Genomic DNA, 26,044 nt, shown 5'->3' with positions numbered 1-26,044 from the left:
TACCGTCAAGAAATGCGGCTGAGCCAAGGATGATAGCTGTTCCCATGCCCATGGAAACAGCCCTAGAGGCCGCTCAGGAAGCGCCGATGGAAGGGGTCCGTGTTATGAACCTCCCCTCGCCCGCCGCGCCTCGATCTGGTCGAGGGCATCCACCACCGCATCGAAGGTGAGAAGGATCGACGCATGGCGGGCCTTGTAGTCCCGCAGCGGCTCCAGGACCTTCAGGTCCTCCCACTTCCCTTCGGGCGCCTCGGCATTGGCCTTGAGCACGCGGGCTGCCGTCTCCCTCACCTCACGAAGCTCCTCGGCCGTCGAGCCGATCACATGCAGCCCCATGATGGCGGAGGAGGCCTGGCCAAGGGCACAGGCCTTCACGTCATGGGCGAAAGCCGTCACGACATTGCCATCAAGTTTTATATCAACCGTCACCGTAGAGCCGCAAAGCTTCGAATGAGCCGTCGCCGACGCATCCGGCTCGGGCAGCCGCCCGAGATGGGGGATATTGGCCGCAAGCTCGAGGATGCGGCGGCTATAGATATCGTTCAGCATTCAGGTCTAGACATCACGAATGGGAATGTGCTCCACATCTCTTATATAGACATCATGACCGAACTCCGCGACAGGGCTGCGTGTTGGCTTAACGGAAGACGGGAGTGGAAACGCCGGAAGTATCCCCGCTTCCGCACAGTGTTAGTTCAAGAAAGAGGCTCCACATGAACGATGTGGTTAAGTCCTTGTCCCCGCGTCTGATTCCAGCCGCCGACAAGCCTACCGACTGCCCGACCCGGGAGGAAGCCGAAGCGGCTGTTCGTACCCTGATCCGTTGGGCGGGCGACAATCCGCAGCGCGAAGGCCTGCAGGATACCCCGAAGCGCGTTGCGAAGGCGTTCAAGGAATTCTATTCGGGCTATCAGGACGATCCGAAAGATGTCCTGAATAAAATCTTCGCCGAGGTGGAGGGCTACGACGATATCGTGCTCGTGCGCGATATCCCCTTCTACTCCCATTGCGAGCACCACATGGTGCCCTTCTACGGCATGGCGCATATCGCCTATTACCCGACGAAGGGCGTCGTGGGGCTGTCCAAGCTCGCCCGCCTCGTGGAGGTCTATGCCCGCCGTCTCCAGACCCAGGAGACCATGACGGCGCAGATCGCTTCAGCCATCGAGCAGTATCTTGAGCCCCGGGGCGTGGCGGTAATGATCGAGGCCGAGCACATGTGCATGTCCATGCGCGGCGTGCAGAAGGCAGGCGCGATGACCCTCACGACGCAGTTCACGGGTGCCTTCAACGATGCGGCCGAGCAGGTGCGCTTCCTCACGCTCGTGAGACACAGTAAGGCTTAAGGCAGGCCTTAGATTCTTTGAAGCACTTGACTTACTTCCGGCCCTCATCCTGAGGAGGATTGCGTAGCAATCCGTCTCGAAGGAGGATCCAGTGCTCTCTGGATCCTCCTTCTAGACGCAGCCTCACGGCTGCTCCTCAGGATGAGGTTTTTGTAAACTAACGGCTTTCACGCCCACCGTTTCGAGGCAACTCATGTGCGCGTCCTGCTCCAGCTCCTTTCCCGCACCCGGCTCGAAGACCGATCTTGAGGAAGGAACGGCTCTCACGCCGCGCTTCAACGCGGATGGGCTCGTCACCTGCGTCACGACGGATGCGACGACCGGCGAGCTGTTGATGGTCGCGCACATGAATGCCGAAGCTCTCGCCAAGACCCTTGAGACCGGCGAGGCCTGGTACTGGTCCCGCTCGCGCGGCGAGCTCTGGCACAAAGGCGCGACCAGCGGCCAGATCCAGACCATCGTCGAGATGCGGATCGATTGCGACCAGGACGCCCTGTGGCTCAAGGTGAATGTCGCTGGTGACGGCGGCTGCTGCCACACGGGCCGCCGCTCCTGCTTCTACCGAAAGATCGAAACCGCAGACGCAACGCCGAGTCTCGTCAAGGCCTGAAGGCTAGCCTCTCACGCATGAGGGGCTCCCTCCCATCCTCAGTGGGTTTCAAATCAGGCACGGCCCGCTAAAAGCCTTTGCATGACACGACGCGATCTTCTCCCGGCCCGCGCGGCCGTCAGCGCCACCTTCTTCGGCAACGGCTTCGGCATCGGCGTCTGGGCGGCGCAATTGCCCCGCTTCAAGGCCGAGCTAGGCCTGTCTGACGGACAGCTCAGCCTCGGCCTTCTGGCCTTCTCGATTGGGGCAGTGTTGCTCATGCCAATCATCGGCTGGGTGATCACGATCAGCGGCAGCAGGCTCGCGACCCTCGCGGCGGCTCTTGCCTTCACAATCGGCCTCTTGCTGATCGGACTTGCGCCTTCTTTGAGCTTCTTCGCCGCCACGTCCTTCCTGGCGGGGGCATTCAACGGCTCCCTCGACATCTCCATGAACACCAACGCCACGGTTGTGGAGAAAGCCTGGGGCAAGGCGATCATGTCGTCATTCCACGCCTTTTTCAGCCTCGGCGGCTTGGCAGGCGCAGCCTTGTCAGGCGTGCTGATTGCCCTCGAACTCTCGATCTTCTCGACCCTGCTCGTCGCCTGTCTCGGCATGGGCGCCCTCTTCCTCGCCGCAGCCTTCGGCATGATAGCCGAGAGCGAACCGGCGGGAGACAACGAGGGCCATGGCTTTGCCTGGCCTCGTGGGTCCGTCGTGATTGTTGCCGTGCTCGCCATGTTCTGCTTCGTCGTGGAAGGTGCCATGGTCGATTGGACGGCGATTTACCTGCAGACCGTCGCGGGCGCGGACCTGCAGGCTGCGGTGAGCGGCTTCGCCGCCTTCTCGCTCGCCATGACCATCTGCCGTTTCCTGGGCGATTCCGTCGTGCGCAGACTGGGCCGCACCCGCACGGTGCAGCTTGGCGGTTTGCTGGCAGCGTCCGGCCTGCTCCTGGCCATTCTCCTGCCGCAGCCGATCCCCGCCACTCTCGGTTTCGCACTGGTCGGGTTCGGGCTCGCCAATCTGGTGCCAGTCCTCTTCAGCACGGCAGGACAGATGCCGGGCATCGCCCCAAGCGTGGGCGTCGCGATGGTGGCAACGCTGGGTTATGGCGGATACCTCATGGGGCCGCCGCTCATCGGCTTCGGCGGCGACATCTTCGGCCTGCGTGCCATGCTGGTCGTGCTGATCCTCTTCTCCCTCACCATCAGCATTTTGTCGCAACGGGCCCTGCGCGCCTCCACTGTTCAGTTTTCCGAAACGCGACCTAAGTGAAGTTTAAGGGCACCATTCATACGGTCTTCACCTGCTGGGCGCATGAATGAGACGAACGGCCTTGGAGTGAGCGATGTTGTGGGACGGGATTGCCCGGCGCAGCGCCGGGTCAGGAGGCGGCGGCGGGAGCATTGAAGAGATCAAGCAACCCGTCGAACATAGCCCGCGCGCAAAGGTGAGGATCGGCTTGGCCCTTGGCGGCGGCGCAGCGAGGGGCTGGTCCCATATCGGCGTGCTGCGCGTTCTCGAGGAGGCAGGCATCGTTCCGGATGTGATCGCGGGCTGCTCCATCGGCGCGGTGGTGGGCGGCTGCTATGCGGCCGGCAAACTCGATGAACTTGAAGCCTTCGCCCTGTCCCTCACGAAACGGCGGGTCATGGGCCTGCTCGACTTCCATTTCAGCGGCGCGGGTCTCATCGCCGGCGGACGCCTGCAGCGCCTCCTCGACCAGGATCTCACGGACCGTCGTGTCGAGACGCTGCCCATCAAGTTCTGCACCATCGCCACCGAACTCACGAGCGGTCACGAGATCTGGCTGACCCGTGGCCCGCTCGTGCAGGCAATGCGGGCTTCCTATGCCCTGCCCGGTGTATTCGATCCCGTTCTGATCAAGGGGCGGTGGCTTATGGACGGCGCGCTCGTGAATCCGATCCCGATCACCGCTGCCCGCGCTCTCGGCGCAGATCTCGTGATCTGTGTGAACCTCAACGGTGAAGTGCGCGTGCGGGGGACGGTGATTCAGTCCTACGACGCGGAGCCGACCACCGACGAGCAGGAGATCGAGGAGGTCATCGAGGACGCGCCGCGCAAATGGAGCCTCTTCTCGGCTTCGCGTGCCGAAAAGCAGCGCAAGCCCCCCAATGCGCCGGGCATGGCGACCGTGATGGTCGATGCCTTCAACATCACGCAGGACCGCATCGCCCGCTCACGATTGGCCGGCGACCCGCCGGACATCATGGTTGCACCCAAGCTCGCGAAGATGGGGCTGTTCGAGTTCCATCGCGCGCAGGAATGCATCGCGCTGGGGCGGCAGGCCACGGAACGCGCCCTGCCGGATATTCGGGAGCTGATTCAGGAATCGCAGGAAACGTGATCAGGCAGTCGCAATGTATTCCTTGATCGCCTGACTTTCGGCCTCGATCTCCTCGACGCGCTGCTTCACTACGTCGCCGATGGAGATGATGCCGACAAGCTGTCCTCCCTCGACAACGGGCACGTGCCGGAACTTTTGCTGCGTCATCAGCTCCATCAGATCGTTGACGGAACTCCGGCTCGTGCAGGTGACGACCTGTCCCGTCATGAAGCGGGAGACGGGCTCGTCGAGGGCCCGAGCCCCGTGAGCGGCAACAGCTTTGACGATATCGCGCTCGGAGAGAATGCCGGACACGGGCTGCTTACCATCCACCACGACAACGGCACCGATCCTGCGCTCCGACAAAAGCCGCACTGCTTCGCTCAGAGAGCGGTCGGCCTCGATAGAGACGACATTGCGTCCTTTCACCGAAAGGATTCGATCGACGTTCATGCTTTTCCTCCCGTTGTGCGGGGCGAAGAACCGTCAGCCTTCGCAACCGCTCGGCTTTCAGAGGGGCTCTCCCATGAACGAGGGATAACCCTGCGTCAGTCATAGGATGATTGAGCGAAACCCGAGCACTTTCAAGCCGAGATACGCCTCCCACGTGCAGGGATGGGGTCGAGCCAAGGGAAAATGAGAAGCCCCACCAGGAAGCCGCCCACATGCGCCTCCCAGGCAACGCTTCCTTCGGCGAGGCCGATCGGCTGAACGAAAGCAAAAAGATAATTGGTGCCGAACCAGACGGCGAGGAAGATCAGGAACGGCCTGGTGCGGATCAGGTCGACCAAGGCTTGGCGCGGCCGCTCATGCGGTTCGGCGAGCCGTCCCTCCCAATGCCAGCTCGCGGGCGCGAAGATGAACCAGGAGGCGGCAGCCATCAGGCCGGAGACAGCCCCCGAGGCCCCGATCATCGGGATGACCTGCACCGGGTTCATCACGGCGTAAAGCACCGCACCGCCGATCGCGGAGAGCGCCGAGAGAAGAAGGAACCGCCCTGTCCCGCAGCGCCGTGCGATAGGCGTGCCGAAGGCCGCAAGCCAGATGCTGTTGAGGAGCACATGCGCCCAGGAGCCGTGCAGGAATGCATAGGTCAGCGCCGTCCAGGGGCGTCCCTCGCCATCGCCCAGGATGTACTGGGCAAGACCGGCCAGCGGCTCCAGAGCGTCTTCTGATGCTCCCTCCTGCATCAGCCGCACGATCTCCTGGCTCTCCACGCCTCCATAGGCGACTGCCCAGCGGGCGGGGATCACGGACCAGTCGATGACCGTCTGGAAATCGGTTTCCTCGGAAAAGAAGAACATGCGTACGGCATGAATTGCCACCAGAGCGAGGATACTGAAGGTCACGACCGACGGCAGATTGAAGATCGGCTCGCGGGTACGGAACTGACGCATGGGCATGGACAACTTTTTCATGGGCTGTCAGCATAAGGGAATCGGGACTGACAGCGGGCGGCGATCTTTCTACCTTAAGCCTTCTATGTGGTCCGCGGTGCAAGCAAAACCATATGCTTAGCAGCATCCTCCGATAACCTAGAGGAATGCTTTCCTTATCTTGGCTGGCGGTTCGACTTTTTGTTAACCATAAAGGAACCGTTTCTGAGCGCGACGCGTTAACTCACCTTTTACTTTCTGCTTGAGCCTGAAATGCAACCATGTCAGTTTGGTTAAAAGAACATTAACCGGCTGGTGGGGCATGCGGCAGGATTCTTTCAAAAACGGCTTTTTCAGCGGCCTGACTGAGAAGTTTTCCTTCTCGACCAATTTCATCAAAGCAGCATTCGTTTCGGCTTTCGTTGTTTTCGCAGGTGGCGCAGCCCAGGCTCAGACCCTCGCCTCCCTGCCCGCTTCCAGCAATTCGATCGCAAGCATGGGTGCGGCCAAGCCTCTCGTGGCGTGGTTGAAGTTCTGCGACAGCAATCCCGAGGAATGTGCCGTCGATGTGACGGAGCCGGAAGTTATCGAGCTCACTCCGCAGGTCTGGAAGACCATCGTGTCCGTGAACCAGCGCGTGAACTCCAGCATCAAGGCCGTGACTGATGCGGACCACTGGGGCACCGTCGATATCTGGGGCTTCCCGGATGACGGCCGTGGCGACTGCGAGGACTTTCAGCTCCTGAAGCGCAAGATCCTCGCCGATAACGGCCTTCCCCGCCGAGCCATGCGCATGACCGTCGTGATCGACGAACTCGGCGAAGGCCATGCGGTGCTGGTGATTCGCACCAATCGCGGCGATTACGTGCTCGACAACAAGACCTCTTCGGTCCTTCCCTGGAGCCGCACGGGCTACGTCTACATCAAGCGCGAGAGCCAGGACACGGTTGGCTGGGTTTCGCTGGGCGGCATCGCCACCTCGCCGACCACCACCGCGAACCGCTAAAACAAAACCGGCGCCTGAGCGCCGGTTGCCATTTTCCGAATTCTCCGAGTTCAAAGCATGAGGCGGGTCAGTCGATCCGCCTCATTCCTTTTGCGAAGCGCTTCCAGTTCGAGACATAGTTCTGCGCCGACCAGCGCAGCTTCTCGATCGCGGCCTCGTCCAGCACACGGACCGCCTTGGCCGGTGCGCCGACAATCAGGGAATTGTCGGGGAACTCTTTGCCCTCGGTGACGAGCGCATTGGCGCCCACGAGGCAGTTCGCGCCGATCCGCGCATAGTTGAGCACGGTCGCTCCCATGCCGACCAGGGAATTCTCGCCAATGGTGCAGCCGTGGAGGATCGCCTTGTGCCCGATGGTGCAACCGGCACCGACGCTGAGCGGCGCGCCCATATCCGTGTGCAGCAAGGCCCCTTCCTGGATGTTGGTGCCCTCGCCGATATCGATGAGCTCGTTGTCTCCGCGCAGCACGGCTCCGAACCAGATGCCCACGTCCAGCCCAAGCTGCACCTTGCCGATCACATGGGCATCGGGAGCGATCCAGAAGCGGTCCGCTTCGGGCAGGATCGGAGAAACATCGTCGAGGCTGTAGACCGGCATGGCTCACCTTAAAAATGAAAACGGCAGAACCCGGGGAGGCTCTGCCGTGAATGGTGCCGCTTAGTCCTCGAGATCCGTATCGAGGATCGCCATGGTGAAGTTGTAGGAGCGGTCCCCGTCCTCGTCATCAACGAAGAGCACGCCGACGAATTCCTCACCGATATAAACTTCCGCCGAGTCGGTCTTCTTGGGGCGACCGACAACTCGGATCGAGTGGTTCGCAAAGGTCTGGCGCAGGTAGCGCTCGACTTTCGCCATCTCCGTTTTATCCACTACAGGTCCTTTCTCATCAATTCCGGCCTCAGCCATTGCCATGCCGGGCCAACGCGGGCAAGCGGGGTTGGGTCCTTCTCCCCGTCAGATGCCGTCCGCCTCCGAGAGAAGGTGGTTCATGGCGCGGGCGGGCTCGTCGCATCCGGCCGTGCCGACGACCTTGGCCGGCACGCCCGCCACCGTCGCATTATGGGGCACGGGCTTCAGAACCACGGAGCCGGCGGCGATTCTCGCGCAGTGGCCGACTTCGATATTGCCGAGGATCTTGGCCCCGGCCCCGATCAGCACGCCGTGCCGGATCTTGGGATGGCGGTCGCCCCGCTCCTTGCCGGTGCCGCCGAGTGTTACGTTCTGGAGCATGGAGACGTTGTCCTCGATGACGGCGGTGGCGCCGACCACGAGGCCGGTGGCGTGGTCGAGGAAGATGCCATGCCCGATCCGGGCCGCCGGATGGATATCGGTCTGAAAGGTGTCAGACGAGCGGCTTTGGAGATAGAGCGCGAAATCCTCCCGCCCTCTGGTCCAGAGCCAATGGGCCAGACGGTACGTCTGAATGGCGTGAAAGCCCTTGAAATAGAGCACGGGCTCGATGGCCCGGGTGACGACCGGGTCGCGGTCGAGCACGGCGCTGATATCCGCGCGGAAGGCCTGGCCGATGCTCCGGTCCTGCTCTACGGCCTCCAGGAAGACCTGCTCGATGATGTCCGAAGGCAAGGCCGCATGCCCCAAGCGCGATGCGACGCGGTGGATCACCGCCGCCTCAAGGCTCGGCTGATGAAGAATGGCGCTCAGGACGAAACCAGCCAAAGCGGGCTCGCTCTGAACGACGGCATCGGCCTCGGTGCGGAGACGATTCCAGATCGGATCGACTTTGCCGGCGAGAAAATCCGGGTTTCCGGACTTCAAGCGGGTCTGCGTCATGATAATCTCCCTGCCGGCTTTGGCGCATCGTGCGGAAAGGTGGTCCGCTCCAAACGATGCGCTTCTCTCAAGAAGGAACATCGGATCCCAAAGCTGCATGCCCACTTTGGGATCCGATGCTCTAGCATTCAAACCGCATACATAAGAAGCCCCTGCCCCTTACCATAGATCCCCTTACATCATGAACGCCTCTTTTTCGCCTGCCGTACCTAAGCTCGCCACCTCCATCGAGGGGCCCGTCGCGACGCTCGCCATCAACAATCCGACCAAGCACAATGCCGTCGACCTCGGCATGTGGCAGGCCCTCCCGGGAATCATCGCGCGTCTGGACGAAGATGAGCGTGTGCGGGTGATCATCCTGCGCGGAGCAGGAATGGAGTCCTTTGCCTCGGGGGCCGATATCGCGGAGTTCGAGACCGTGCGGGCCGATGTCGAGGGAGGACGGGCTTATGAGGCCATCAACGAGGCGGCCTTCTGGGCCGTTGCCCATTGCTCGAAGCCGGTGCTTGCCATGATCCGCGGCTTCTGCCTCGGCGGCGGCTTCGGACTCGCGCTCTCCTGCGATCTTCGCATCGCTTCCGAGAATGCGGCCTTCGGCATTCCCGCCGCGCGCCTCGGTGTCGGCTATCCGCCAGGGGCGATGAAGCTGATCACGGCCACGGTCGGCGCGGCGGCGGCCAAGGACCTGTTCTACACGGCCCGCCGCATCGGCGCGGACGAGGCACAGCGCCTTGGTGCCATCCAGCGCGTGGTGCCCGACGACAGCCTGGAGGATGCCGTTCTCGCTCTTGCGCATGACATTGCGAAGAACGCACCGCTCACGATCCGCGCCGCGAAAGCCGCCATCGACGCCTCCATGGGAATCGGGCATCCGAACACTGATCCCGTCGCCTTGGCCGATCAATGCTTCGACAGTGCCGATGCCGTCGAGGGACGCACGGCGTTTCTCGACAAGCGCGAGCCCGTTTTCAACGGGCGCTAAAACATCGGATATGAGAAGTGGATTTGCACTTTTGAGATCTCATCGCTCCCCGTCATGGCCGGACTTGATCCGGCCATCCACGTCTTAAAGTATCGGACGTGAAATCGTCCCCACATCCGATGCTTTAAGTTTCTGGTTTTGAGCATCTTTTCGCGCAAAACCGGTGCCCACTTTTGCGCTCAATGCTCTAGGAACCGCCGCGGCAGAAGACGTGGATCCCCGGCACGAGGCCGGGGATGACGAAGAAGGTCCGCACGGTGCGTCGATCTTCAGCGCTGATAGACGAAATAGCGGCCCTCGGCGACGCCTGTCTCAGATGAGATGTCCTTGCAGCAGGCGAGGTCGAAGGCACGGTCGGCGAGAAGAAGACCGCCCGGCTGCAGCAGGTTTTCGAACAATGGCGAGAGTCGCTGAGCAAGTTGGCGATTGGCCTCCTCATCACCTGTACCGATATCAACGTGAACGAGCGCAGCGGAGCCTGGGCCGAAGCGCTCGATGAAGCGCGGCAGGGTCTCGAACACGTCGCCGACGAGCAGATAGGGATCGGGCGGAATGCAGTCGGGATGAGCCGCGGGCGAACGCTCGAACACATAAATCTCGCGCCCCGGCAGACGATTGCGCAGGTGATCGTAGGTGCGCCCGTTGCCAAGGCCGAGTTCGAGCACGAGTCCCTGAGGGCCGATCTTGCTCGTTGCCCAATCCAAAAGATCGCGCTGAGCCGTCAGTCGCCGGATGGCGCTATCGAGTCTGGTCATCCACCTCTCCTTCGTGAGAAGGTGGGAGAACGAGACCTCAAATCAACGGCTCACCCTCAGGGGCGCTTGGCTAAGAACTCCAGCACGCCCTGCTTGTGCACCTTGTCGCCGACGGCGAGGTTGTGATCGCGGCCCGGGATGTCGAGCGCGGTTGCATTCGGCAGGAGCGCCACGAGTTCGGGCCCGGAGCCCGCTACGTCATCGTTGGTGCCGACAGCCACCAGCGTCGGAAGCGTGATGGAGGCCACTTCCTCCTTGGTCAGCGCCTGGCGCGAGCCGCGAATGCAGGCCGCGAGCGCCTTCAGGTCGCTGCCGGTCTGCTCCGCGAAGGCGCGGAACATGCGCTGCATGGGGTCGGTCAGATCATCGAGCGAGCGTACCTCCATGGCATCGGCGATGCCGAGCGGCAGGCCAACGCCGTCGATCAAGTGAATACCGAGACCGCCGAGAAGGGCGGAGCGCATCCGCTCGGGCGATGCCAGCGCCATATGCGCCGTGATGCGCGCTCCCATGGAATAGCCCATCACATCCGCGCGCTCGATCTGGAGATGATCGAGCAGGCGACGTGCATCCTCCGCCATGCGGTAGGAATGGTAGGCGTCTGGATCGTAGAGCTTCTCGCTCTGGCCGTGCCCGCGATTGTCGAGGGCGATCACGCGATAGCCCTCGCGCGTCAAGGTCTTCACCCACAGCGTGTTGACCCAGTTCACCACATGGTTCGATGCGAAGCCGTGAATGAGCAGGATCGGATCGCCCTGCCCCTCATGGGGAGGAACGTCGATATAGGCAATGCTGACGCCGTCGGAATTGAAATAGCGCATGGGACGAAAAGAAGAGCTGGTGTCGGTTGCGGCGCAACCTAAGCGCATGCTCCCGCAAAGACAATCGTTTTGCCGATCATGAGCCCAACTCACCGTCATCCCCGCGCAGGCGGGGATCCAGAACCACAACGGTGGAGGGAATACGCATTGGCCAGACTTCGCTTCATTCTAAAACGTCGGCGGTTATGGATTCCGGGCTCTGCTACGCAGCCCCGGAATGACGGCACTCTACGGGTTGAGCACCAGGGACAAATCCTCCCATTCGGGATTCATCTCCTCGATCAGCCGGATCTTCCAATCCCGCCGCCACTTCTTGAGCGCCTTCTCACGCGCAATTGCCTCATCGATGCGCTCATAGCTCTCGTACCAGACGAGGCGCGTCACATCGTATTGCGCCGTGAAGCCGGAGATGGCTTTGGACTGATGCTGCCCCACGCGACGCGCCAGATCATTCGTGACGCCGATGTACAGCGTGCCGTGACGGCGGCTGGCAAGCATGTAGACGAAATAGGTCATGCGCATGCGCTTATCGCGAGAGAAGAGATGACGGCACAGCCTCCCCTGTACCTGCCCGGACGATACCAAGAACCGTCATCCCCGCGAAAGCGGGGATCCATACCCGCGACGCTCGGAAGAAAAGCACACCGACGTCCGCACGTTTCATTCTGCACCGTCAGCGTTTTTGGATTTCCACGCCTCACTCCTCCGGCTGCCTGAACCCGGCTTGCATCACGCGCCCTCGCCCGATCAGCTCCGGCGGCGGGTTGGTCCGGTCGATCGCCTCGGGCTTGCGGTCTTGCCGGTCAATCATCCAGCGGCCCTGGTCGTCCTGGTAGACGCCATAGATCAGCTGGCCGCGCCAGTGGCGGCATGAGGTGATCGAAAGGATCTGGGTCAGGCCGCGCATCACGATCCAGGTGACGCCGAGTGCGGTCGCGGACAGGGCCATCAGCCAGAGGGCCTGGATGAGTTCCGGTGCGGTATGGAATTTATTGAGCAGATCGGCCCAGAAGGAATACGGCTGGTCCATCGCTTTCAACTCCCTTGCGTGAAGCGACCACCAGCACCGCTGGTGGTCGGGGAGTTGAGAAGCCGCACAAGGACGACCGCGATGACCTTTAGGCTTTCGCCCTGGACATGCGCCATCGCCTCCCCGACCGTGAGGTTGGGAAGGCATCGAGTAGCGGCGGATGCTTGCGCCGCCCCGGGTCGGGGTTATGAAGCCCCAGAACCGGGTGCGCCCGGTTCCGGCAATGAGATAACACGCAAGAGTGGTGAGGGGTCAATGGGGAAGCCGGCCCCAAGGCTGACAAGCTCTCTCCTGTCATCCCCGCGCAGGCGGGGATCCAGACCCGCGACGGCTCAGGAACAGGCAAGCAGCGTCACGCCTCATCCTGCATCGTCAGCGGTTATGGATCCCGGGCTCTGCTTCGCAGCCCCGGGATGACAGCGAACCCGGTTCCCGTCGTCCCCGCGCAGGCAGGGATCCAGACCCACGGCGCTCGGGGAAAAAGCACACCGGCTCACGATCAGCCTCATTCTGCGCCGTTGGCCGATATGGATTTCCACGCCTCCGGCGCGGCCCTTCGGGCCCGCCATCGCGGGAATGACAATGTTGAAGTTCTTGCGCTTCAGACCTGCGCAACTCCTGCATCGATCCTGTGTAGCTTCTGTCGAGTTTTGTTGTCGCGGTGGGAGAACGGCAACGGGAGAAAAGGATCAACTTATTTCAATCACTTATCGACGATGCTGTAGGCAAGCCCTGTAGGCAGCAGCGCCTATTGGTCAGGGATAGAACGTCTTAGGTTCTCACTACCAGGTTTGCTTTCATCCTCATCCGCCGATGGCGCTGGTTGCGGAGGCGCGGGGAACGCAAGCACCGGGAGGAACCGCTTCCCTGCTAGTACCTCACGGATCGACGAACGAAGCTCTTGGTTTAACTGCTCCTCATCGGCCCAACCTTTTGGGGCATAGCCACCCCGCAAGATGGCCAACTGCTCGATCGGAACCTTCAAGACCACAGACATAGCCGAGAGTAGATAGGCGATTGCAAGGTCGGCCTTCTCGTTAAGTTGCTGGATTGCCTGCTGATCTTGGGAGCGCCATGCACTGTCCCCAAAGACCGCCATGAGGTCGGCATAACGAGCGATCACCAAGCGATCCGCATGGAAGTGAACGGGGACCAAGTTGAGAGACCCCACGAACTCTATCGACAGCGGATTGCGCCGCGAGCGCATCATGTTCGAGAACAACTCCATCCGGTTTCGATTGCGGTTGTCCCGAGCTTGAGCCCAGAGAGTGATACCAACAGCGACGATGGGGCTGACGAATGTGGCGAGGACAACGGCCCAATCAACATTGCCGAACATGGGGAACACTTCTCGACTGAACACCAACAGAGTTGCAGGAACTTAATAGCCTCTTAACGGTGTCTTTGCCTCAGTGATCGTCTGGTATGGTTAAGTCCGAATGACAGCTCTTTAAATTCCCCAGCCTAGGAAGCGACTCCCGGCTTATTTTCCCGCAAAAATGTGAAAGCCTGTATGTCCAGAGCGCGGGGTCAGTTTCCCCCCGTGGCCCCTAACCCGTATCACCGAAGGACCATCGACTGTGAGGATCAAGCTCAGGGCACCAACACTCGCGGAAACTCTGACGATCCTCAGCATGATCGGCGGGGCGATAGCCTTCCTCTACCTCCAGCGGGCGGAAATCAAAGCAACACTCGACTGGTGGCGCGATGATGCGGCAATCATCGGCACTTGGACAAACACTGGGGAGGGTTCGGTCAACGCCGAGGAGTTCGCAGCGAAGACACCGGAGGACGTTGTCTGGCTGAGCATCGAGGTTGAGAATGGAACGATCTCGGGGATGATCCACACGCCGCGCCTCTGCAATGTCGTCCCTTGGAACTACGTCATGGTGGACGGGAGCAACAGCCTATGGCGGACTATAGGATCAGCCTTCGATTACGTCGGAGGCAGGCAAGCAGTTATCGGAGGGTTTAGCCTCGAACGGGACAACAGCTATCTAGTCCTTACTCCTGCGTCTCCGACGGCTGCTCTCCCAAAAGCGGTCCGCCTTGTGCGTTCCAGCGAAAAGGCTGAGGAACAACGCGAGGGCGTCCCACCCCATTGCGAAAACAGCATCCTTGAGAAGCTCGTGAAGCAGCGGAGAAGCCCCAGTTCTGCGGCCAAGTAGGGAATACCGTAGGAGGGGTACTCGCACTGTGTCGATCCACCCTACCCTGCTACACGCCTCGCCTGTGACAAGCACAACGTCCTTTGACGTTTGATACAGACCTACCTAGCCTCTCCTGACGAGGTGTTGCATGCAGTCGAGGAGCTGAAAGAACGGTACAAAGTTCTGTCTTTGTTCTTGACAATCCTCCTAACCTTGGCTATAACATCACCCATCCCGGCCCGACGAGGGGCGCGCTCGCGAGGCGTCGCAGATGTGGGGCGGGGAACGGTCCTGCGGCAGGTCTCGCAAGCCTGTCGGCGGGAGGCCCTGCGTGCCCGGGTGGCTGCGCAGTCCGCCTAAAAGAACCGTGCGCGAGAGGCCGGTCGGTTCTCTCACACATTCATAGACATCGAGCCGGCCCGCCTCTCGCGCCCTCCCTCGATTGCCCGTCCAGGCTCCGGCTCCTTTAGCCCGGAGCCCGAAGGCGCATGCCCATTGCCCCAACACTTCACTGCCAATGCCGATTGCCGAAAGGTTCCCGATGAGCCGCATTCATCCCATGCTCCATGCGCTTCCCGATTGCGACGACGTCCTGCGCCGCCTCGCCGACGTGCTGCAGATTCCGCTCACCTGCCGCAATGCCCGCTGCCGGCGCAAAGGCCTGTGCCAGGGCGGCTACGGACCGCCCTGCTATTTCGAGTCCCGTCAGGATTTCGTGAAAGGCGTGGGCGAGCAGATGCAGGAGTATCGCGCGTTCTGGCACGAGCGGCGGGAGACTCTGAAGGCGTCCCTGCGGCGGTGAAAGGCTGATGCGCCCCTGCCCTGTCCGAGAGGCTCCCCCGGCTTTCACGCGGGAACCTCCCCCGGTCCATACTGCGAAAACCGAATGGCCGCACGGGCTCAATTTTTGCTCTAGGCGCATGGCCCTTCGGCCATTATGGTGCCCGCAAATTTCACCGCTTTACGAGCAACGGCAATGGCTGACAAAGGCACACCCCACTTCCACAACGATCCGGGCGTTCCCGTCATTCATGTGGGCTCGAAGGAGTTCATGTGCATCGGAGCCACGCCTCCTTTCGATCATCCCCATATCTTCATCGACATGGGCTATGACACCGAGACGATCTGCTCCTATTGCTCGACTCTCTTCAAGTACGATCCGTCCCTGAAGCCCGATGAAGCTCGCCCGGCGGAATGCGTCTGGGAGCCCGACTTCGCCACCGACGCCTCCTCGCGCTAAGGTGTCCGGCCTCACCATCGCCATTGTCGGCGCCGGGATCGGGGGGCTGACGGCGGCTTTGAGCTTTGCCCGCCAAGGTCATTCCGTGACGCTCATCGAGCGCCGCACGGGTTTCAGCGAAGTGGGCGCGGGTCTTCAGCTCTCGCCCAATGCCAGCCGCATCCTGGTCAAGCTGGGCTTAAGTCCCGCCCTGCGTCGGGTCGCAACGGTGCCGGACCGTGTGGTCGTGCGCGGTCTCTCATCCGGCAAGCGCATCGGAGAGGTAGCGCTCGGCGCCTACATGCAGCAGCGCTACGGCGCGCCCTACTGGGTCGTTCACCGGGCCGATCTGCAGACCATCCTCCTGGACGCCGTTCGCTCCGAGCCCTCGATCCGCATCATCACAGGGCGCAAGGTCGAAGAGGTGCGTGACGGGCCCGACCACGCCGAACTCATCTGGACGTCTTCCAATGGCTCGCGCGATCGCATGACGGCCGACGTGGTGATCGGCGCCGACGGCGTCTGGTCGAAGGTCCGGCAGGCCGTCGGCGACAAGGATCTCCCGACATTTCATGGCTATGTCGCCTGGCGCTCCACGTTCGATCGCAGGATCGCGCCGCCGGAGCTGGCCGGCAACGAGACCGGTCTCTGGCTCGGCGCCAAAGGCCATGTCGTGCATTATCCGATCTTCAGCGGCCACCTCATCAATGTGGTCGCAATCGTGAAGACCAAGGCGCCTGTCGAGGGCTGGGCCGCGCCCGGCCGCGCCGAGGATCTTCTCGCCTATTACAGCGCAGCAACCCCTGCCTTGCGCGAGCTTCTGAAGAAGCCCCAGGACTGGCTGCGATGGTCGCTGTTCCGCCATCCCATCAAGCGCCTCTCCCAGGGCCGCATTGCGCTCATGGGCGACGCCGCCCATCCGGTTCTGCCTTTCCTGGCGCAAGGCGCGGCGCTGGCCATCGAGGATGCGGCAACCCTCAGCGCTCTTCTGGCCCGGAATCCGGAAAACGTCGGACAGGCCCTGTCGGCCTATCAGGAGCATCGCTTAGAGCGCGTCACCCGCATCCAGGCCGAAGGGCGGCGGAACGGGCGCATCTATCATTCAGGCTCTCTCATGGCCTTTGGCCGCGACAAGATCATGCAGATGATCGGGCCTGAGAGCATGTCCAGCCGGTACGACTGGATTTACGGCTTCCGCACACCGGAGTGACGTTTTGGGGAGCGCAGCAGACTTGCGCTCCTCGCGAGAGCCCGATAACCCTCATCCTCAATGCGGACGTGGCGAAACCGGTAGACGCAAGGGACTTAAAATCCCTCGGGCACTGCCCGTGCGGGTTCGACCCCCGCCGTCCGCACCAACCTCCTTGAAAATGCTTGCCCGTGAGATTGTGCTTCAAGGGGTTCGGTCGCCCTGACGCTGCCAAGAACGCGACAGGTGACAATTTCAATGTCTCCCCCTCAGACGAAGGCTCGGAAAACGCTCAGGATCGGGAAGACCTCATTACCGCCCACTCAGACGGCGATCACAGCGACTGAGGCTTGCTGATTTGTGCATTTGTTGGGGTATTTCGATCCAGTCCTTATGCCTTTGCTGAAGCTCAAGCCGACTCGGCATTGATCCCGCGCCCCTGGTCGATCAGCGGGGCGACTGTTCCCGCAAGAACGATGGCTCGGGGATCCTTGCTGCCGACCTGAAGGAAAGAGACGTACTGCCGCATGAGCTCGACAGTCACATAGTGAAAGGCTGCATCTGACCCCCGTGCGGCTTTCATGCGACTGGCCGCTGTATCAAGCCTTTTCGCAAATGCTTGTTGCTCGATGAGTGAGGCCGTCTGAAATGCACTTACACCACCAAACAAATCTATGAAGGCGTCCCACAGCAACGCCAGACTCTTTGCGACCTTGTCCTGCTGATCCCGAGTGAGGTTCTCAAGCTCACTTAACACCAGTCCGACGTCATCCACCTCCTCAATCTCGCTTGCCTCAGGGCTCGACAGCCACGGGAGAGAGGGAGGCAGTTTACGAACCTGCGAGTGAAAGATGGGTAAGGTCTTCTCCCACGCATTCTGGAGCCTGGGAGCAAATTCTCGTGTGAACAGAATAGCCCGACCCGTCAAACGGGTGACACTATGCTTTACCAGGGAGGCGCCTCCCCTGTTCCAGACGCATGCAACATATCCCCGCGCTATAGTATAGAAATATCTCGACCAAGCTTCCTGGGGTCTTCGGCGCAATTTGTCGGCGCTTAGAGCGTAAATATCAGTAGGCTGTACCGAGCTAGCCATCAGTGAATTGCCCCGTCAGTAGCTTTATTTTGTTGCAATAGTTGCAATAATTGCGATTGACCCGGCCGAGCCGAACCGTTTGTTGATCTAGTTGAAATACGGCTTGGGTATATGGCGATTTGGGGGCATCGCCCCTACCTCAAAGGTGGTAGTGGATGTCGTGTCTTGTGCTTGAACTGACCCGGAGCGTCATTCGGCCTCGGAAGAGAATGGGCCTTAAGCTGTAGGCTCAGAACTGGTTTTCATGGCTGTGTTTTAGCAGCCTGTGACGGATCCAATCCAATTCCTGGTGCCGTCGACAGGGCCTGTATGCCGTCCGTGGGCTGAACCAGCTCATAGGCCGATCGCTTCAACTCCCCGGCCTCGCCATGCCCAAGCCGACACGCTGCCAGGATCCGGCAATTGGATTGCCCGAGGAGCGATCCCGTCGAAGCCTCAATGGGGTGGCTGCGTGAACTGGAGAGCCTCTAAGAATGGAAACTCAAGGACGACCTCATCCAGATCATCCCTTACCTCTATATGGGCGATGGCCCAATTGATTGGCTGCTTGAACTTGGTGTTCATCAGGTTCTGAGCCATGGCTCGAGCCACATTCCAAGCCTGATCAACGTCACGGAGATCTTGCCCCTCAGGATCCGTGAGTGCGTCCTCGCCAATGATCACATTGAAGAAATAACGCGGCATAAATTTTCCTTTGGCCCGAGCCCAGGAAGGCCAATCAAGCTGAAAGTGACCAGATCCATCCGCGGAGCATACGATGACCCTGCCTAGCGACACGATCGGATGATGAGAAGCCGAATCTCCGACGCACATTGCCTTTAGCTCTATAAATCTCCTGAGAGCCTCCGGCACGAAGCGTACCGAGAATCTAAAGGCTTTTTTCCTTGATGTGGAAATGAGAGCGGGAGATCTCTCTCATCCGAACCTCGCCCCTATGTGCCTTAAGCTGATCGCAGAGTTGCTTGAGTTGCTTCTCCAGAAGCCGCGTCCGCGACAGCAGTTCGGCATCTGACAATCCGGACAGCGTCGGTATTCCGACCTTTCGGCGCATTCCTCTCGTCACGGAGCGCAACCGCGCAAGTGATGTGTGGCCCATGTTGGGAACGGAGAGCCAATGAGAGTCAGGTGTGCTGACCACTTCCAGAATTGTGGGGCACCGTCCTTTGAACTCACTGAGAACAGCGCTTTTGATCCTTGGCGGCAACTGATCTATAGGAAATAGATCGCATTTATTCATCTTACTTCCTACCTTTATTACTAGAAGGAAGCAAATGCCGAACTGAAAACATGGCGAGGATTAGGCAGAGCGCTCGAATTCAGCCTTCAGGGGTAAGAATTAGCAGCGGATATTCGTTAATTTCCGACTTTTATCCTCTGCGCCTGCACCGTCTCCCAGGGAGACAACCTGAAAGAAAAAGCGCCCGGGAGGGCGCTCTCAAGTGTTCGGCCCGTAGGGGCAAATCCAAGGCCGTGAAGCAACAGTAAACAAATAATTAACATGTTGGCACAGCCCTAAAGTAGTAATCCATCCGAGCATCTGTTCACCCGAGAACCAAATCAGATACCGCTAGGCAGTCCATAGGGGCATTACGGACCTAGGGCCGCAGACTTGGACCAGATCAGAGTTCAGGCGCGGCCCTTTGAACTTTATCGTCATCGCTTTGTGGCGTGCGAGATTCGTAAGGTCGTCCTCAAGACAACGTCCTTGATCGCCTCACGCTGGCAGTGCCAGTTGAAATTGGTAGCGTTCACCACCCTCTCACGTCCAACACCACCAACAAGACCTTCAGCCCTGCTTTTGGAAGCATCCTGCTGCCCAAGGGGCCTGGGGATCAGTTTTGGTGCGTGGGACTCCTGAGTGCCCCTGGCAAAAGAAAACCCCAAGACAAGCTCGGGGCTCAAGTTCTTCCAGAGGACCATCACGGTGGGAGGAAGCGTGAAGGTGCGGACAAACAATCTGGCGAGAGCAATGTTCCACGAATGCGCTGAAAGAGTGCCCGGGATGAGCGCCCATCCTGATCTTGACGGGGGTCGGGCAGGATTGCAGGCGACTAGGTCACCGCATTCGGGATCTGGGTTGACCGGTGCCCCGGCCCGTTGTGGCGGTCGCGTTCCAACCGCACCGGTCTCGCAATGTCCTCTGACACCAGCAAGGCGACTGCGTATATTCGGTGAGGCAAGCCGTTGATGCCTCTGCTTCTCAGCACCGGCAGGTACCAATTTGAGAGCTGCCTTCGGCGGGCACGTGAGCTTTTGGGCCCAATCGACGCAGAGCGGGATCAGGCACTAACATCTCCACCAGGTCGAAGACACCGATTGCGCGGCCTGAACACTTCTTGGAGATGGCAGCTTCGTAAATAGATCATCTGGCCTAATTGCCCCCTCCAGCAATAGAGCTCTCAACAGATTCCATTCGTGAGGCAATTGTTGTTTCCATCATAGACTCATTGTTCGACGGGACCTCCCGTGTCAGAAGCAATACACGGCTGAAGTCGGGATCAAATCCAAGATGACTTCGGCTTTTTTTAACAGCGGCCACGATTTGAAGCGACCAATCTCGCCGCAAACGAATACTTGAAAAAGGGGGGCTGCGCCTGTGTTTTCTTATGGTCCAGACCGCAGTCCCTCCAGCCTATAGTGTCTCCATGCAAAACTTAGCAGTATCTGACCCGCCCCTCTGCGATCAACTTTGAAACATAATCCAAATACCCGAAAGAGGTTGAACTTTGGTGGTAATACTACTGACGTCAAAGTATCCCGTAGCTATTCGTCCCTCGAATTATTACTTACAAGGTCCGATCCAAATTTTGCCCCTACGGATCGCAACTTGAGCGCCCTTTCAACAGGGCGCTTTTTTTCTTGAGGGACGGCTTACTGTAGCGGCGCATCGATCGAACAGATCACCCCGTCTGGCTCGAAGGCGATCGTCACCCGGCCTTCGAGTTCCTGAGCCAAGCTGCGCTCGATCAAACGTGTCCCGAAGCCACGTCTGGATGGCGGCACGACAGGCGGACCTCCCTTCTCCTGCCAGGAGAAATGAAGGCACGGGACGCTTGGTGTCCCCTCGATTCTCCACGACAGAATGATCTGTCCCGAGGTATTGGAAAGAGAGCCATACTTCGTTGCATTTGTCGCCAGCTCCTGCAGCGCCATCGCCATTGCGAGAGCCTTGCCGGGAGCAAGCCGCACTTCGGGACCCGCGGCGTGAAACCTGGCAAGGGCAAAAGGCTCGACGGCTTGCGCTACGATGTCATGCAGGTCCGCACCGTCCCAACGCTCACGAGTGAGTACATCGTGCGCGCGCGACAAAGCCGTCAGGCGCACGTCGATTGCTACCCGAGCCGCCGAACTGGACGGTGATGTGCGCAGCGTTTGGGCGACAAGCGCCTGAACGGTCGCCAGTGTATTCTTCACCCGGTGATTAAGCTCATGCATCAGGAGCCGCCGATGCTCCTCGGCGCGTTTGCGCTCCGTGATGTCGATCGCAATCAGCACGGCTCCGACCATTTCGCCGTTCAGCATCACGGGAGCATTGGAGCAGGCGACATGAACGGGTGAGCCGTCCCGATGGAAGAAGACGTCCTCATGCTTCTTCACAATCCGGCGCGACTCGAAGACATGTCCAAGCGGGCACTCCGACATGGGGAAAGGCTGTCCGTCCGGATATCGGTGATGCACGACATCGTGCAGAACCTTCCTGAACAATTCTTCCTTCGCCCAGCCGAAGGTCTGCTCGGCTGCGGCATTGGCCAGCACCGTGCGCCCTTCGAGATCCATCACGAAGATAGAATCTGCGGCATTCTCGATAATCAGGCTGGCGAGATCGACCGGATGAGAGTTCCCATCAATCCCGAGAGGCAGAATTATTGACATAACGTCATCATCCACCTGAGGACAGGGCATTGTCTACGGTTACATTCTTCACAAGCCAGAGGAGCACGACTTTCATCCTCAAGAGCCTTTCTCATCCAGGATCCGCCTGACCCGCTCCACGAGGCTAACCGCCTAGGACAGGCTGACCATCGATCGTGAAACCTCTCGATGTTCCGGCAGGACCAGTGGTGTTTTCTTGCAGGTCACGCGTTGCCGGCCTGCCGACGAACTCTTCATGCCGTGTGTTGCGTGCCAGAATGCGGCCTCCGCGGTCGACGAAGGCAACCGTCCATCCCTCTGGAACACCTTCCCGTCTGGTGAGCTTCTGAAGCCGCTCAACGGAGTCGCTGACCGAGAGCAGATAAATGATCTGGTCGTTGCGGATCACCGGCATCGAGATGGCATAAAGAGGTGTCTCCGACACGCTCCCGGTGAACAAGTCCGTCACGACAGGTTTCTTGAGATCGATGGCAGCCTGATCGCTGGGCAGGATGGTTCTGGGCAAGGGCTCGTCGCGTGGCGCGCGTGTTCACCAATTGCTGCCCATCTGGCGCTCGCAATACGATGTTGACGCCATTCGACAGGTTGGCTCGCGTTACCTGGTGATTAAAGTTGTCGACGTCGCCGTTTTGCAGGAACTGCGAATTGACGAGAACGCTCAAAGCCGAATGCAGACTGGTCAGCTCTCGGTCGGCATTTGCGGCGATGACATGGGCCATATCAAGAGCATACTCCTCCAACCGCACCCGTTCAGCACTGGCAAATTGCCAGAGAATGTAGCCGACGAAGACGAGAATCGGCAGCGCCAAGCCCACACACATGAGAGCCAGATGGGAGCGCAGAGATAGGCGCTTTCGTCGCCCTCGTAATTGGCTTGATGCGAGGGATTTTCCTTCAGGCACCGGCGCGGTGCTATTCATGGAACCCCTGTTGAGGCCGTCCTGCTTGCAGGTCTCCGCAAGCTCCCTCTCGCCGCGAGCCAATGTCCGGTGGCGAGTTATAGAGAGCGTTCTCCCCTTGGAAAAGAGGCTTAAGGAGCGAGGGTCCCTGCAAGCAACCCTCAGGAGATCAGCGGTTGTTCCAGGCCTTCAGTGCAAGAATCGGTGTGAAGACAGGCCATCCGAACGCAGCAATCATGATGTGGTCGAACCCGACCTCTTCCTCGCTGTCGATGGTGGTGGACACGGCCAGAAGCAGGATGACCCCGCACAGATAGACCATCAATACTTCGCGCACCCTTCGAGCCCCCCGCCCTTGTTGTTAAAGCCGAGCTTGTGAACCAAGGGCGAGATGAAACCAATGCGACCGGCGGTCGCCTCACCCTACCTCGGGAGGCATCACGCTACCCTCGACCCTTGCAGGGGCTTTCAACCTGAGACAATCCGACTACCTCCGAGTAGTCAAAAATAGCATTTTTTCCAAAAACTTAGCTGCAACTCCTGACGTCTTCGACCGTTCTTTGGCTCAAGACGCATCAACAAAATGGGAGGCAAGAATGCCAAAGCGGTTCCAACAGGCTGATGGACCGCCCTATCCCGTGGATCGACATTCCGGTTGGAGCATCGGCGCCAACGGCTTGACTGCGGCTGGCCAGAACGAACTGCTCAAGCAGATCGGCCGGCAGCTCCAATCCGACTATCAGGATATTCTGAAAGAGCCCGCCCCTGATCGGATCAGGGAATTGCTGGAAAGGCTCGAAGCACGCAGCAATCACGTCGACGGTCAAGAAGATCTGTAGGGAAGATCTGTAAACTCTCGCCCGTACGCGCCTATCCTGACCTACCCCAATCTCCCCTCAGCAATCTTAGCGACGGCGCGCACGCTTCGACCGGTGTCCGGAGCGTCCCTGCGAATTCCGGCGCGCCTGTTCCTGCGAGGGTCGAGGGATCAGATTGTAGATCACAAATCCTGCGAGGAGACCTGCGCCGAGCAGTATGAGGGGATGAGACCGAGTTGTCTGAACTGCACTCGATGCCATTTGGCCCATATTTCGCATGCTCATTGCAGATATCGGGGACGACGCATGGATAAGGCGCTGAGCTCGCCTGACGTTCTCGGCGCGGGTGCGGATCTCCAGATCGTAGCCCTCGTCTTCATCATGGCGATGAAGCTCGATGCTATTGCGGGCGAAGCCGCTGGAAACGAGCCGTTGGACAGCCTGATCAGCGGCCTTGCGGGACGAGAATGTTCCGGAAGCGACGGTCGTCTGCGGCATCGGCAAAATCCTCCTTGATCTGCTGACGGCAATTCTCGACGAGCGCCAAGGTTCCGAGGAATTGAGCGCCCCTTAATTTCGTCGGGGCGCCTGCACCGCTCTTTCGGCCTCTATCAACACCTCGAGGGCTCTCCATGGCTTAGGCATGAAGCGCACATCCCGCGGCACGTCTCTGAGTTCGTCTTCCGGAGGAAGTCCTGAGGTCAGAACCGTGCGAACCCAAGGCCATTTGACACGAACGGTCCGGGCAAGGTCGACGCCATTCATGAGGCAGGGCAGCCGAACATCAGCAAAGAGAAAAGCGACATCCTCCGCATGGCTGCGCAGGTAATCCAAGGCCTCTTCGGCACTGGCTGTCTCGACCACCCGCAGATCCGTTTCCTCCAGGAGGGCGGCCGCCAAGCCCCTTACCTCGAAGTCATCTTCGACGATCAATGCGATGCGACGCGGCTCGATCTTTTGTCCCATGCGGCGTCTCCTCTGTCCGCTCTGTTTTCAGCACCCACAGCAACTCAGCCTTTTGCAAAGCCACAATTCCATTCAGCTCTGCCCAGCGGACAGCGCATTTGGAACAGGCAAGTTTGCTAGTCGATTGCCGCTTCTCCCCTTACGCATCCCTGGCGGAGGCAGCACGAAAGATCCTCAGGCAAAACGATGCGTCGCCTACACTGAGGACCCTTGTTGCAGAACGAGGAGGAGTACGGACTGTTTCAGCTTGGCCGTTGATAAAATTGCTATCTCGCCTAATTTCTACCTGGAGGAACCGGTTGATAGCCTGTAGCCTAAACTGACTATTGTCTGCTTCGCATGCAGGGGCCCTGCCGTGTTCAAGGAGAGCCAGTTACATCAGGAGTTCCTGGATCTGGAGAAGGCCATGCGGATCCTGGACATGCAGCTGGCCGATGCTCTGCACCGGATCCGCCACGGTTCCTCTGCCGATCTCGTGGAAAAGGCCAGGCAGGATGAGAAGCTCCTTCTCGGCGAGCTTGATCGCTTAATGACGAGAATGCGTGCGATCGAAGGTCAGCTTCTCCAAATTCAGAAGACCGCTACACGGCATTAAATGGCTGAAAATAAGGGCTTCGAAGGCGTGATGTGCGAAAGCGCACCTCCCCTTGAGGCTTTTAAGTCCATGGTTCAGCCATTCTCGAAAGACCTACTAAGGAGTAGAGCAATGGTCGCCCGGCGCTCTCACTTTCGATTGCATGGCAAGAATTTCCGAGACGACGATTGGCATCCCCGCCTGCACCTGCCCCTCATCCCAGCTTTGGTCGGTGCACTGGCTCTACTGAATGTCGCATCCGCCGTTATGGACCTGATCCAATAGGATGCGGTGATCGGGTCTCAATCAATGACGGGAATGGCTGGAGAGTGGAAAGGCTGCAGGGCAGTATCGAACTGCCCTGCAAGCGCAAGAAGCCCGTCTTAGCGAAGACCCAGGAAAGACAGAATCGCAAGGACGACGACAATAGCGCCGATCAGCCAGATGATGTTGTTCATAACGATGTTCTCCTGACGAAGCATTCACGCTATGGCAACCGTCACGGTGGGCGTTCGTTCCCTTGCGCTGTGATCGGCCTCGTAGGAGCGGCAGCGCATGTTGTTCTAGAGCATCGCCCCCCAAAGCAGACCTGAACTTTTGGGATGCGTCCGATGCTCATTCTTGAGGAGCGCATCGTTGAAAGCGGAAAACCGGACCCGCTTTCGCAGCACGGTGCGCTAGTCGCAAACCGTCTCCTCTACGGAAGAATCTCGCCCATAGGGATCCACTTCCCTCCTGAGAACCGTCCGGCAGTTCTCGCTTCCGAAGCCTTGTTGCGTATCGCCGTAGACGCGGTTCTCATAGACGCGCCCAGCTTCGTAGCCGGGGCCGAAGCTATATTCGCCATAAGACACGTCAGCCGAGGTCGCGCACCCGGCAAGTCCGGCACTCAATCCGAGCCCCAGAACCGCGATCGGCAGACCAGATTTCGATAGACGGGCAAGACACTTGGGCATCGCTCAGCTCCGGGTGATGACGGTTTCCAGGGCAACGCCCCGATATATCTGAAAGATAGGCCGATCAGCTTGGCAATTTGACGGCATGCCTTCCAAGGAGCCTTCATCAAGCTGGGGATGATGTGCCTGACAACGGATCAGGCAAAAAGAAACCCCGGTGTTTCCACCGGGGTTTCCTCTAACACTCGGGAGGAGCCGATTAGAAGTCGCGCTGAACGCGCAGACGGCCTTCCCAGCGGTCGTCGTTGTCGGTGCCA

The 26,044-nt window shown here is 59.8% G+C and carries 31 protein-coding genes and 1 tRNA gene; 14 read left to right on the top strand and 18 right to left on the bottom strand.

From position 1 onward, the window contains the following. Nucleotides 1–102: 102 nt before the first annotated feature. The gene (locus ACUXUR_RS14945; protein WP_445503159.1) at nt 103–549 is read right to left on the bottom strand and encodes an iron-sulfur cluster assembly scaffold protein; all 447 of its coding nucleotides are present in this window, start codon (nt 547–549) and stop codon (nt 103–105) included. A gap of 164 nt (nt 550–713) precedes the next feature. Between ACUXUR_RS14945 and folE the strand changes: the two genes are divergently transcribed. The 4 genes from folE (at nt 714) to ACUXUR_RS14925 (ending at nt 4,306) form a co-directional block, all read left to right on the top strand. Further along, complete coding sequence (folE, locus tag ACUXUR_RS14940; protein ID WP_445503158.1) at nt 714–1,346, top strand: GTP cyclohydrolase I FolE; 633 nt, start codon at nt 714–716, stop codon at nt 1,344–1,346. Nucleotides 1,347–1,539: 193 nt separating this feature from the next. Continuing rightward, entirely contained in the window at nt 1,540–1,956 is a 417-nt protein-coding gene (gene hisI, locus ACUXUR_RS14935; protein ID WP_445503157.1) for a phosphoribosyl-AMP cyclohydrolase, read from the top strand. Between the two features lie 81 nt (nt 1,957–2,037). Continuing rightward, nucleotides 2,038–3,213 carry an MFS transporter gene (locus tag ACUXUR_RS14930; RefSeq protein WP_445503156.1) on the top strand — a complete coding sequence of 392 codons (1,176 nt, stop codon included), beginning with the start codon at nt 2,038–2,040 and terminating at the stop codon, nt 3,211–3,213. 73 nt (nt 3,214–3,286) lie between these two features. Continuing rightward, on the top strand, nt 3,287–4,306 hold the full coding sequence (locus ACUXUR_RS14925) for a patatin-like phospholipase family protein (RefSeq protein WP_445503155.1): 1,020 nt from the start codon (nt 3,287–3,289) through the stop codon (nt 4,304–4,306). Here ACUXUR_RS14925 and ACUXUR_RS14920 read toward each other — a convergent pair whose 3' ends face one another. Further along, nucleotides 4,307–4,738, bottom strand: a complete 432-nt coding sequence (locus tag ACUXUR_RS14920) for a CBS domain-containing protein (RefSeq protein WP_445503154.1) — start codon at nt 4,736–4,738, stop codon at nt 4,307–4,309. A 131-nt stretch (nt 4,739–4,869) separates the two neighbouring features. Further along, a complete protein-coding gene (locus tag ACUXUR_RS14915) occupies nt 4,870–5,703 on the bottom strand; it encodes a rhomboid family intramembrane serine protease (protein WP_445503153.1) in 834 nt (277 codons plus the stop codon). Nucleotides 5,704–5,983: 280 nt separating this feature from the next. Here ACUXUR_RS14915 and ACUXUR_RS14910 point away from each other — a divergent pair, with 280 nt between their 5' ends. Continuing rightward, complete coding sequence (locus ACUXUR_RS14910) at nt 5,984–6,667, top strand: transglutaminase-like cysteine peptidase (protein WP_445503152.1); 684 nt, start codon at nt 5,984–5,986, stop codon at nt 6,665–6,667. Nucleotides 6,668–6,734: 67 nt separating this feature from the next. On the opposite strand, the gene ACUXUR_RS14905 is transcribed toward ACUXUR_RS14910, so the two are convergent. The 3 genes from ACUXUR_RS14905 to cysE form a co-directional block, all read right to left on the bottom strand. After that, the gene (locus tag ACUXUR_RS14905; protein ID WP_445503151.1) at nt 6,735–7,265 is read right to left on the bottom strand and encodes a gamma carbonic anhydrase family protein; all 531 of its coding nucleotides are present in this window, start codon (nt 7,263–7,265) and stop codon (nt 6,735–6,737) included. A gap of 60 nt (nt 7,266–7,325) precedes the next feature. Continuing rightward, nucleotides 7,326–7,538, bottom strand: coding sequence for a DUF3126 family protein (locus tag ACUXUR_RS14900; protein ID WP_047188392.1), 213 nt, complete (start codon nt 7,536–7,538; stop codon nt 7,326–7,328). A gap of 84 nt (nt 7,539–7,622) precedes the next feature. Continuing rightward, nucleotides 7,623–8,459, bottom strand: a complete 837-nt coding sequence (cysE, locus tag ACUXUR_RS14895; protein ID WP_445503150.1) for a serine O-acetyltransferase — start codon at nt 8,457–8,459, stop codon at nt 7,623–7,625. Between the two features lie 181 nt (nt 8,460–8,640). Here cysE and ACUXUR_RS14890 point away from each other — a divergent pair, with 181 nt between their 5' ends. Beyond that, nucleotides 8,641–9,441 (top strand): enoyl-CoA hydratase, encoded by an 801-nt coding sequence (locus ACUXUR_RS14890; RefSeq protein ID WP_445503149.1) that lies wholly within the window; start codon nt 8,641–8,643, stop codon nt 9,439–9,441. Nucleotides 9,442–9,710: 269 nt separating this feature from the next. Here ACUXUR_RS14890 and ACUXUR_RS14885 read toward each other — a convergent pair whose 3' ends face one another. The 5 genes from ACUXUR_RS14885 to ACUXUR_RS14865 form a co-directional block, all read right to left on the bottom strand. Then, the gene (locus tag ACUXUR_RS14885) at nt 9,711–10,196 is read right to left on the bottom strand and encodes a class I SAM-dependent methyltransferase (RefSeq protein WP_445503148.1); all 486 of its coding nucleotides are present in this window, start codon (nt 10,194–10,196) and stop codon (nt 9,711–9,713) included. A 56-nt stretch (nt 10,197–10,252) separates the two neighbouring features. Continuing rightward, the gene (locus tag ACUXUR_RS14880; RefSeq protein WP_445503290.1) at nt 10,253–11,017 is read right to left on the bottom strand and encodes an alpha/beta fold hydrolase; all 765 of its coding nucleotides are present in this window, start codon (nt 11,015–11,017) and stop codon (nt 10,253–10,255) included. Nucleotides 11,018–11,245: 228 nt separating this feature from the next. Beyond that, entirely contained in the window at nt 11,246–11,533 is a 288-nt protein-coding gene (locus ACUXUR_RS14875; protein WP_445503289.1) for a GIY-YIG nuclease family protein, read from the bottom strand. A gap of 181 nt (nt 11,534–11,714) precedes the next feature. After that, the gene (locus tag ACUXUR_RS14870) at nt 11,715–12,047 is read right to left on the bottom strand and encodes a hypothetical protein (RefSeq protein ID WP_445503147.1); all 333 of its coding nucleotides are present in this window, start codon (nt 12,045–12,047) and stop codon (nt 11,715–11,717) included. A 748-nt stretch (nt 12,048–12,795) separates the two neighbouring features. Further along, complete coding sequence (locus ACUXUR_RS14865; protein WP_445503146.1) at nt 12,796–13,386, bottom strand: DUF6680 family protein; 591 nt, start codon at nt 13,384–13,386, stop codon at nt 12,796–12,798. A 241-nt stretch (nt 13,387–13,627) separates the two neighbouring features. On the opposite strand from ACUXUR_RS14865, the gene ACUXUR_RS14860 reads away from it, so the two are divergent. The 5 genes from ACUXUR_RS14860 to ACUXUR_RS14840 all read left to right on the top strand — a co-directional run bounded on the left by ACUXUR_RS14860 (nt 13,628) and on the right by ACUXUR_RS14840 (nt 16,774). Continuing rightward, complete coding sequence (locus ACUXUR_RS14860; RefSeq protein ID WP_445503145.1) at nt 13,628–14,215, top strand: hypothetical protein; 588 nt, start codon at nt 13,628–13,630, stop codon at nt 14,213–14,215. A gap of 523 nt (nt 14,216–14,738) precedes the next feature. Continuing rightward, entirely contained in the window at nt 14,739–14,999 is a 261-nt protein-coding gene (locus ACUXUR_RS14855) for a hypothetical protein (RefSeq protein ID WP_445503144.1), read from the top strand. 174 nt (nt 15,000–15,173) lie between these two features. Next, the gene (locus ACUXUR_RS14850) at nt 15,174–15,437 is read left to right on the top strand and encodes a zinc-finger domain-containing protein (protein WP_445503143.1); all 264 of its coding nucleotides are present in this window, start codon (nt 15,174–15,176) and stop codon (nt 15,435–15,437) included. A 1-nt stretch (nt 15,438) separates the two neighbouring features. Beyond that, nucleotides 15,439–16,626: an FAD-dependent oxidoreductase gene (locus tag ACUXUR_RS14845; RefSeq protein WP_445503142.1), complete on the top strand. Its 1,188-nt coding sequence runs from the start codon at nt 15,439–15,441 to the stop codon at nt 16,624–16,626. A 62-nt stretch (nt 16,627–16,688) separates the two neighbouring features. Next, a tRNA-Leu gene (locus tag ACUXUR_RS14840) sits at nt 16,689–16,774 on the top strand. A 240-nt stretch (nt 16,775–17,014) separates the two neighbouring features. On the opposite strand, the gene ACUXUR_RS14835 is transcribed toward ACUXUR_RS14840, so the two are convergent. The 5 genes from ACUXUR_RS14835 to ACUXUR_RS14815 form a co-directional block, all read right to left on the bottom strand. Beyond that, nucleotides 17,015–17,380, bottom strand: a complete 366-nt coding sequence (locus tag ACUXUR_RS14835; protein WP_445503141.1) for a hypothetical protein — start codon at nt 17,378–17,380, stop codon at nt 17,015–17,017. Nucleotides 17,381–18,136: 756 nt separating this feature from the next. After that, complete coding sequence (locus tag ACUXUR_RS14830) at nt 18,137–18,385, bottom strand: DUF6894 family protein (RefSeq protein ID WP_445503140.1); 249 nt, start codon at nt 18,383–18,385, stop codon at nt 18,137–18,139. A 2,187-nt stretch (nt 18,386–20,572) separates the two neighbouring features. Then, complete coding sequence (locus tag ACUXUR_RS14825; protein WP_445503139.1) at nt 20,573–21,574, bottom strand: sensor histidine kinase; 1,002 nt, start codon at nt 21,572–21,574, stop codon at nt 20,573–20,575. Nucleotides 21,575–21,909: 335 nt separating this feature from the next. After that, on the bottom strand, nt 21,910–22,494 hold the full coding sequence (locus ACUXUR_RS14820; protein WP_445503138.1) for a hypothetical protein: 585 nt from the start codon (nt 22,492–22,494) through the stop codon (nt 21,910–21,912). 148 nt (nt 22,495–22,642) lie between these two features. Beyond that, the gene (locus tag ACUXUR_RS14815) at nt 22,643–22,810 is read right to left on the bottom strand and encodes a hypothetical protein (protein WP_445503137.1); all 168 of its coding nucleotides are present in this window, start codon (nt 22,808–22,810) and stop codon (nt 22,643–22,645) included. A 259-nt stretch (nt 22,811–23,069) separates the two neighbouring features. Here ACUXUR_RS14815 and ACUXUR_RS14810 point away from each other — a divergent pair, with 259 nt between their 5' ends. Together ACUXUR_RS14810 and ACUXUR_RS14805 are read left to right on the top strand one after the other, a co-directional pair. Beyond that, nucleotides 23,070–23,312 carry a NepR family anti-sigma factor gene (locus ACUXUR_RS14810; protein WP_445503136.1) on the top strand — a complete coding sequence of 81 codons (243 nt, stop codon included), beginning with the start codon at nt 23,070–23,072 and terminating at the stop codon, nt 23,310–23,312. Nucleotides 23,313–23,597: 285 nt separating this feature from the next. Then, a complete protein-coding gene (locus ACUXUR_RS14805) occupies nt 23,598–23,807 on the top strand; it encodes a hypothetical protein (protein WP_445503135.1) in 210 nt (69 codons plus the stop codon). A gap of 54 nt (nt 23,808–23,861) precedes the next feature. Here ACUXUR_RS14805 and ACUXUR_RS14800 read toward each other — a convergent pair whose 3' ends face one another. Next, the gene (locus ACUXUR_RS14800; RefSeq protein WP_445503134.1) at nt 23,862–24,257 is read right to left on the bottom strand and encodes a response regulator; all 396 of its coding nucleotides are present in this window, start codon (nt 24,255–24,257) and stop codon (nt 23,862–23,864) included. 355 nt (nt 24,258–24,612) lie between these two features. Here ACUXUR_RS14800 and ACUXUR_RS14795 point away from each other — a divergent pair, with 355 nt between their 5' ends. Continuing rightward, complete coding sequence (locus ACUXUR_RS14795; RefSeq protein ID WP_445503133.1) at nt 24,613–24,852, top strand: hypothetical protein; 240 nt, start codon at nt 24,613–24,615, stop codon at nt 24,850–24,852. A 656-nt stretch (nt 24,853–25,508) separates the two neighbouring features. Here the strand turns inward: ACUXUR_RS14795 and ACUXUR_RS14790 are convergent. Continuing rightward, on the bottom strand, nt 25,509–25,787 hold the full coding sequence (locus tag ACUXUR_RS14790; RefSeq protein WP_445503132.1) for a hypothetical protein: 279 nt from the start codon (nt 25,785–25,787) through the stop codon (nt 25,509–25,511). Between the last annotated feature and the right edge of the window lie 257 nt (nt 25,788–26,044).

Source organism: Microvirga medicaginis (assembly GCF_052658925.1).
The sequence above is the reverse complement of the archived record's forward strand: the minus strand, read 5'-3'. Positions and strand labels throughout refer to the sequence as shown.

Excerpts from the sequence above, each read along its gene's own strand:
- ACUXUR_RS14945 (WP_445503159.1), bottom strand. The coding sequence starts at position 549 with ATGCTGAACGATATCTATAGCCGCCGCATCCTCGAGCTTGCGGCCAAT.
- folE (WP_445503158.1), top strand. The coding sequence starts at position 714 with ATGAACGATGTGGTTAAGTCCTTGTCCCCGCGTCTGATTCCAGCCGCC.
- hisI (WP_445503157.1), top strand. The coding sequence starts at position 1,540 with ATGTGCGCGTCCTGCTCCAGCTCCTTTCCCGCACCCGGCTCGAAGACC.
- ACUXUR_RS14930 (WP_445503156.1), top strand. The coding sequence starts at position 2,038 with ATGACACGACGCGATCTTCTCCCGGCCCGCGCGGCCGTCAGCGCCACC.
- ACUXUR_RS14925 (WP_445503155.1), top strand. The coding sequence starts at position 3,287 with ATGTTGTGGGACGGGATTGCCCGGCGCAGCGCCGGGTCAGGAGGCGGC.
- ACUXUR_RS14920 (WP_445503154.1), bottom strand. The coding sequence starts at position 4,738 with ATGAACGTCGATCGAATCCTTTCGGTGAAAGGACGCAATGTCGTCTCT.
- ACUXUR_RS14915 (WP_445503153.1), bottom strand. The coding sequence starts at position 5,703 with ATGAAAAAGTTGTCCATGCCCATGCGTCAGTTCCGTACCCGCGAGCCG.
- ACUXUR_RS14910 (WP_445503152.1), top strand. The coding sequence starts at position 5,984 with ATGCGGCAGGATTCTTTCAAAAACGGCTTTTTCAGCGGCCTGACTGAG.
- ACUXUR_RS14905 (WP_445503151.1), bottom strand. The coding sequence starts at position 7,265 with ATGCCGGTCTACAGCCTCGACGATGTTTCTCCGATCCTGCCCGAAGCG.
- cysE (WP_445503150.1), bottom strand. The coding sequence starts at position 8,459 with ATGACGCAGACCCGCTTGAAGTCCGGAAACCCGGATTTTCTCGCCGGC.
- ACUXUR_RS14890 (WP_445503149.1), top strand. The coding sequence starts at position 8,641 with ATGAACGCCTCTTTTTCGCCTGCCGTACCTAAGCTCGCCACCTCCATC.
- ACUXUR_RS14885 (WP_445503148.1), bottom strand. The coding sequence starts at position 10,196 with ATGACCAGACTCGATAGCGCCATCCGGCGACTGACGGCTCAGCGCGAT.
- ACUXUR_RS14880 (WP_445503290.1), bottom strand. The coding sequence starts at position 11,017 with ATGCGCTATTTCAATTCCGACGGCGTCAGCATTGCCTATATCGACGTT.
- ACUXUR_RS14875 (WP_445503289.1), bottom strand. The coding sequence starts at position 11,533 with ATGACCTATTTCGTCTACATGCTTGCCAGCCGCCGTCACGGCACGCTG.
- ACUXUR_RS14870 (WP_445503147.1), bottom strand. The coding sequence starts at position 12,047 with ATGGACCAGCCGTATTCCTTCTGGGCCGATCTGCTCAATAAATTCCAT.
- ACUXUR_RS14865 (WP_445503146.1), bottom strand. The coding sequence starts at position 13,386 with ATGTTCGGCAATGTTGATTGGGCCGTTGTCCTCGCCACATTCGTCAGC.
- ACUXUR_RS14855 (WP_445503144.1), top strand. The coding sequence starts at position 14,739 with ATGAGCCGCATTCATCCCATGCTCCATGCGCTTCCCGATTGCGACGAC.
- ACUXUR_RS14850 (WP_445503143.1), top strand. The coding sequence starts at position 15,174 with ATGGCTGACAAAGGCACACCCCACTTCCACAACGATCCGGGCGTTCCC.
- ACUXUR_RS14830 (WP_445503140.1), bottom strand. The coding sequence starts at position 18,385 with ATGCCGCGTTATTTCTTCAATGTGATCATTGGCGAGGACGCACTCACG.
- ACUXUR_RS14825 (WP_445503139.1), bottom strand. The coding sequence starts at position 21,574 with ATGTCAATAATTCTGCCTCTCGGGATTGATGGGAACTCTCATCCGGTC.
- ACUXUR_RS14820 (WP_445503138.1), bottom strand. The coding sequence starts at position 22,494 with ATGAATAGCACCGCGCCGGTGCCTGAAGGAAAATCCCTCGCATCAAGC.
- ACUXUR_RS14810 (WP_445503136.1), top strand. The coding sequence starts at position 23,070 with ATGCCAAAGCGGTTCCAACAGGCTGATGGACCGCCCTATCCCGTGGAT.
- ACUXUR_RS14805 (WP_445503135.1), top strand. The coding sequence starts at position 23,598 with ATGGATAAGGCGCTGAGCTCGCCTGACGTTCTCGGCGCGGGTGCGGAT.
- ACUXUR_RS14800 (WP_445503134.1), bottom strand. The coding sequence starts at position 24,257 with ATGGGACAAAAGATCGAGCCGCGTCGCATCGCATTGATCGTCGAAGAT.
- ACUXUR_RS14790 (WP_445503132.1), bottom strand. The coding sequence starts at position 25,787 with ATGCCCAAGTGTCTTGCCCGTCTATCGAAATCTGGTCTGCCGATCGCG.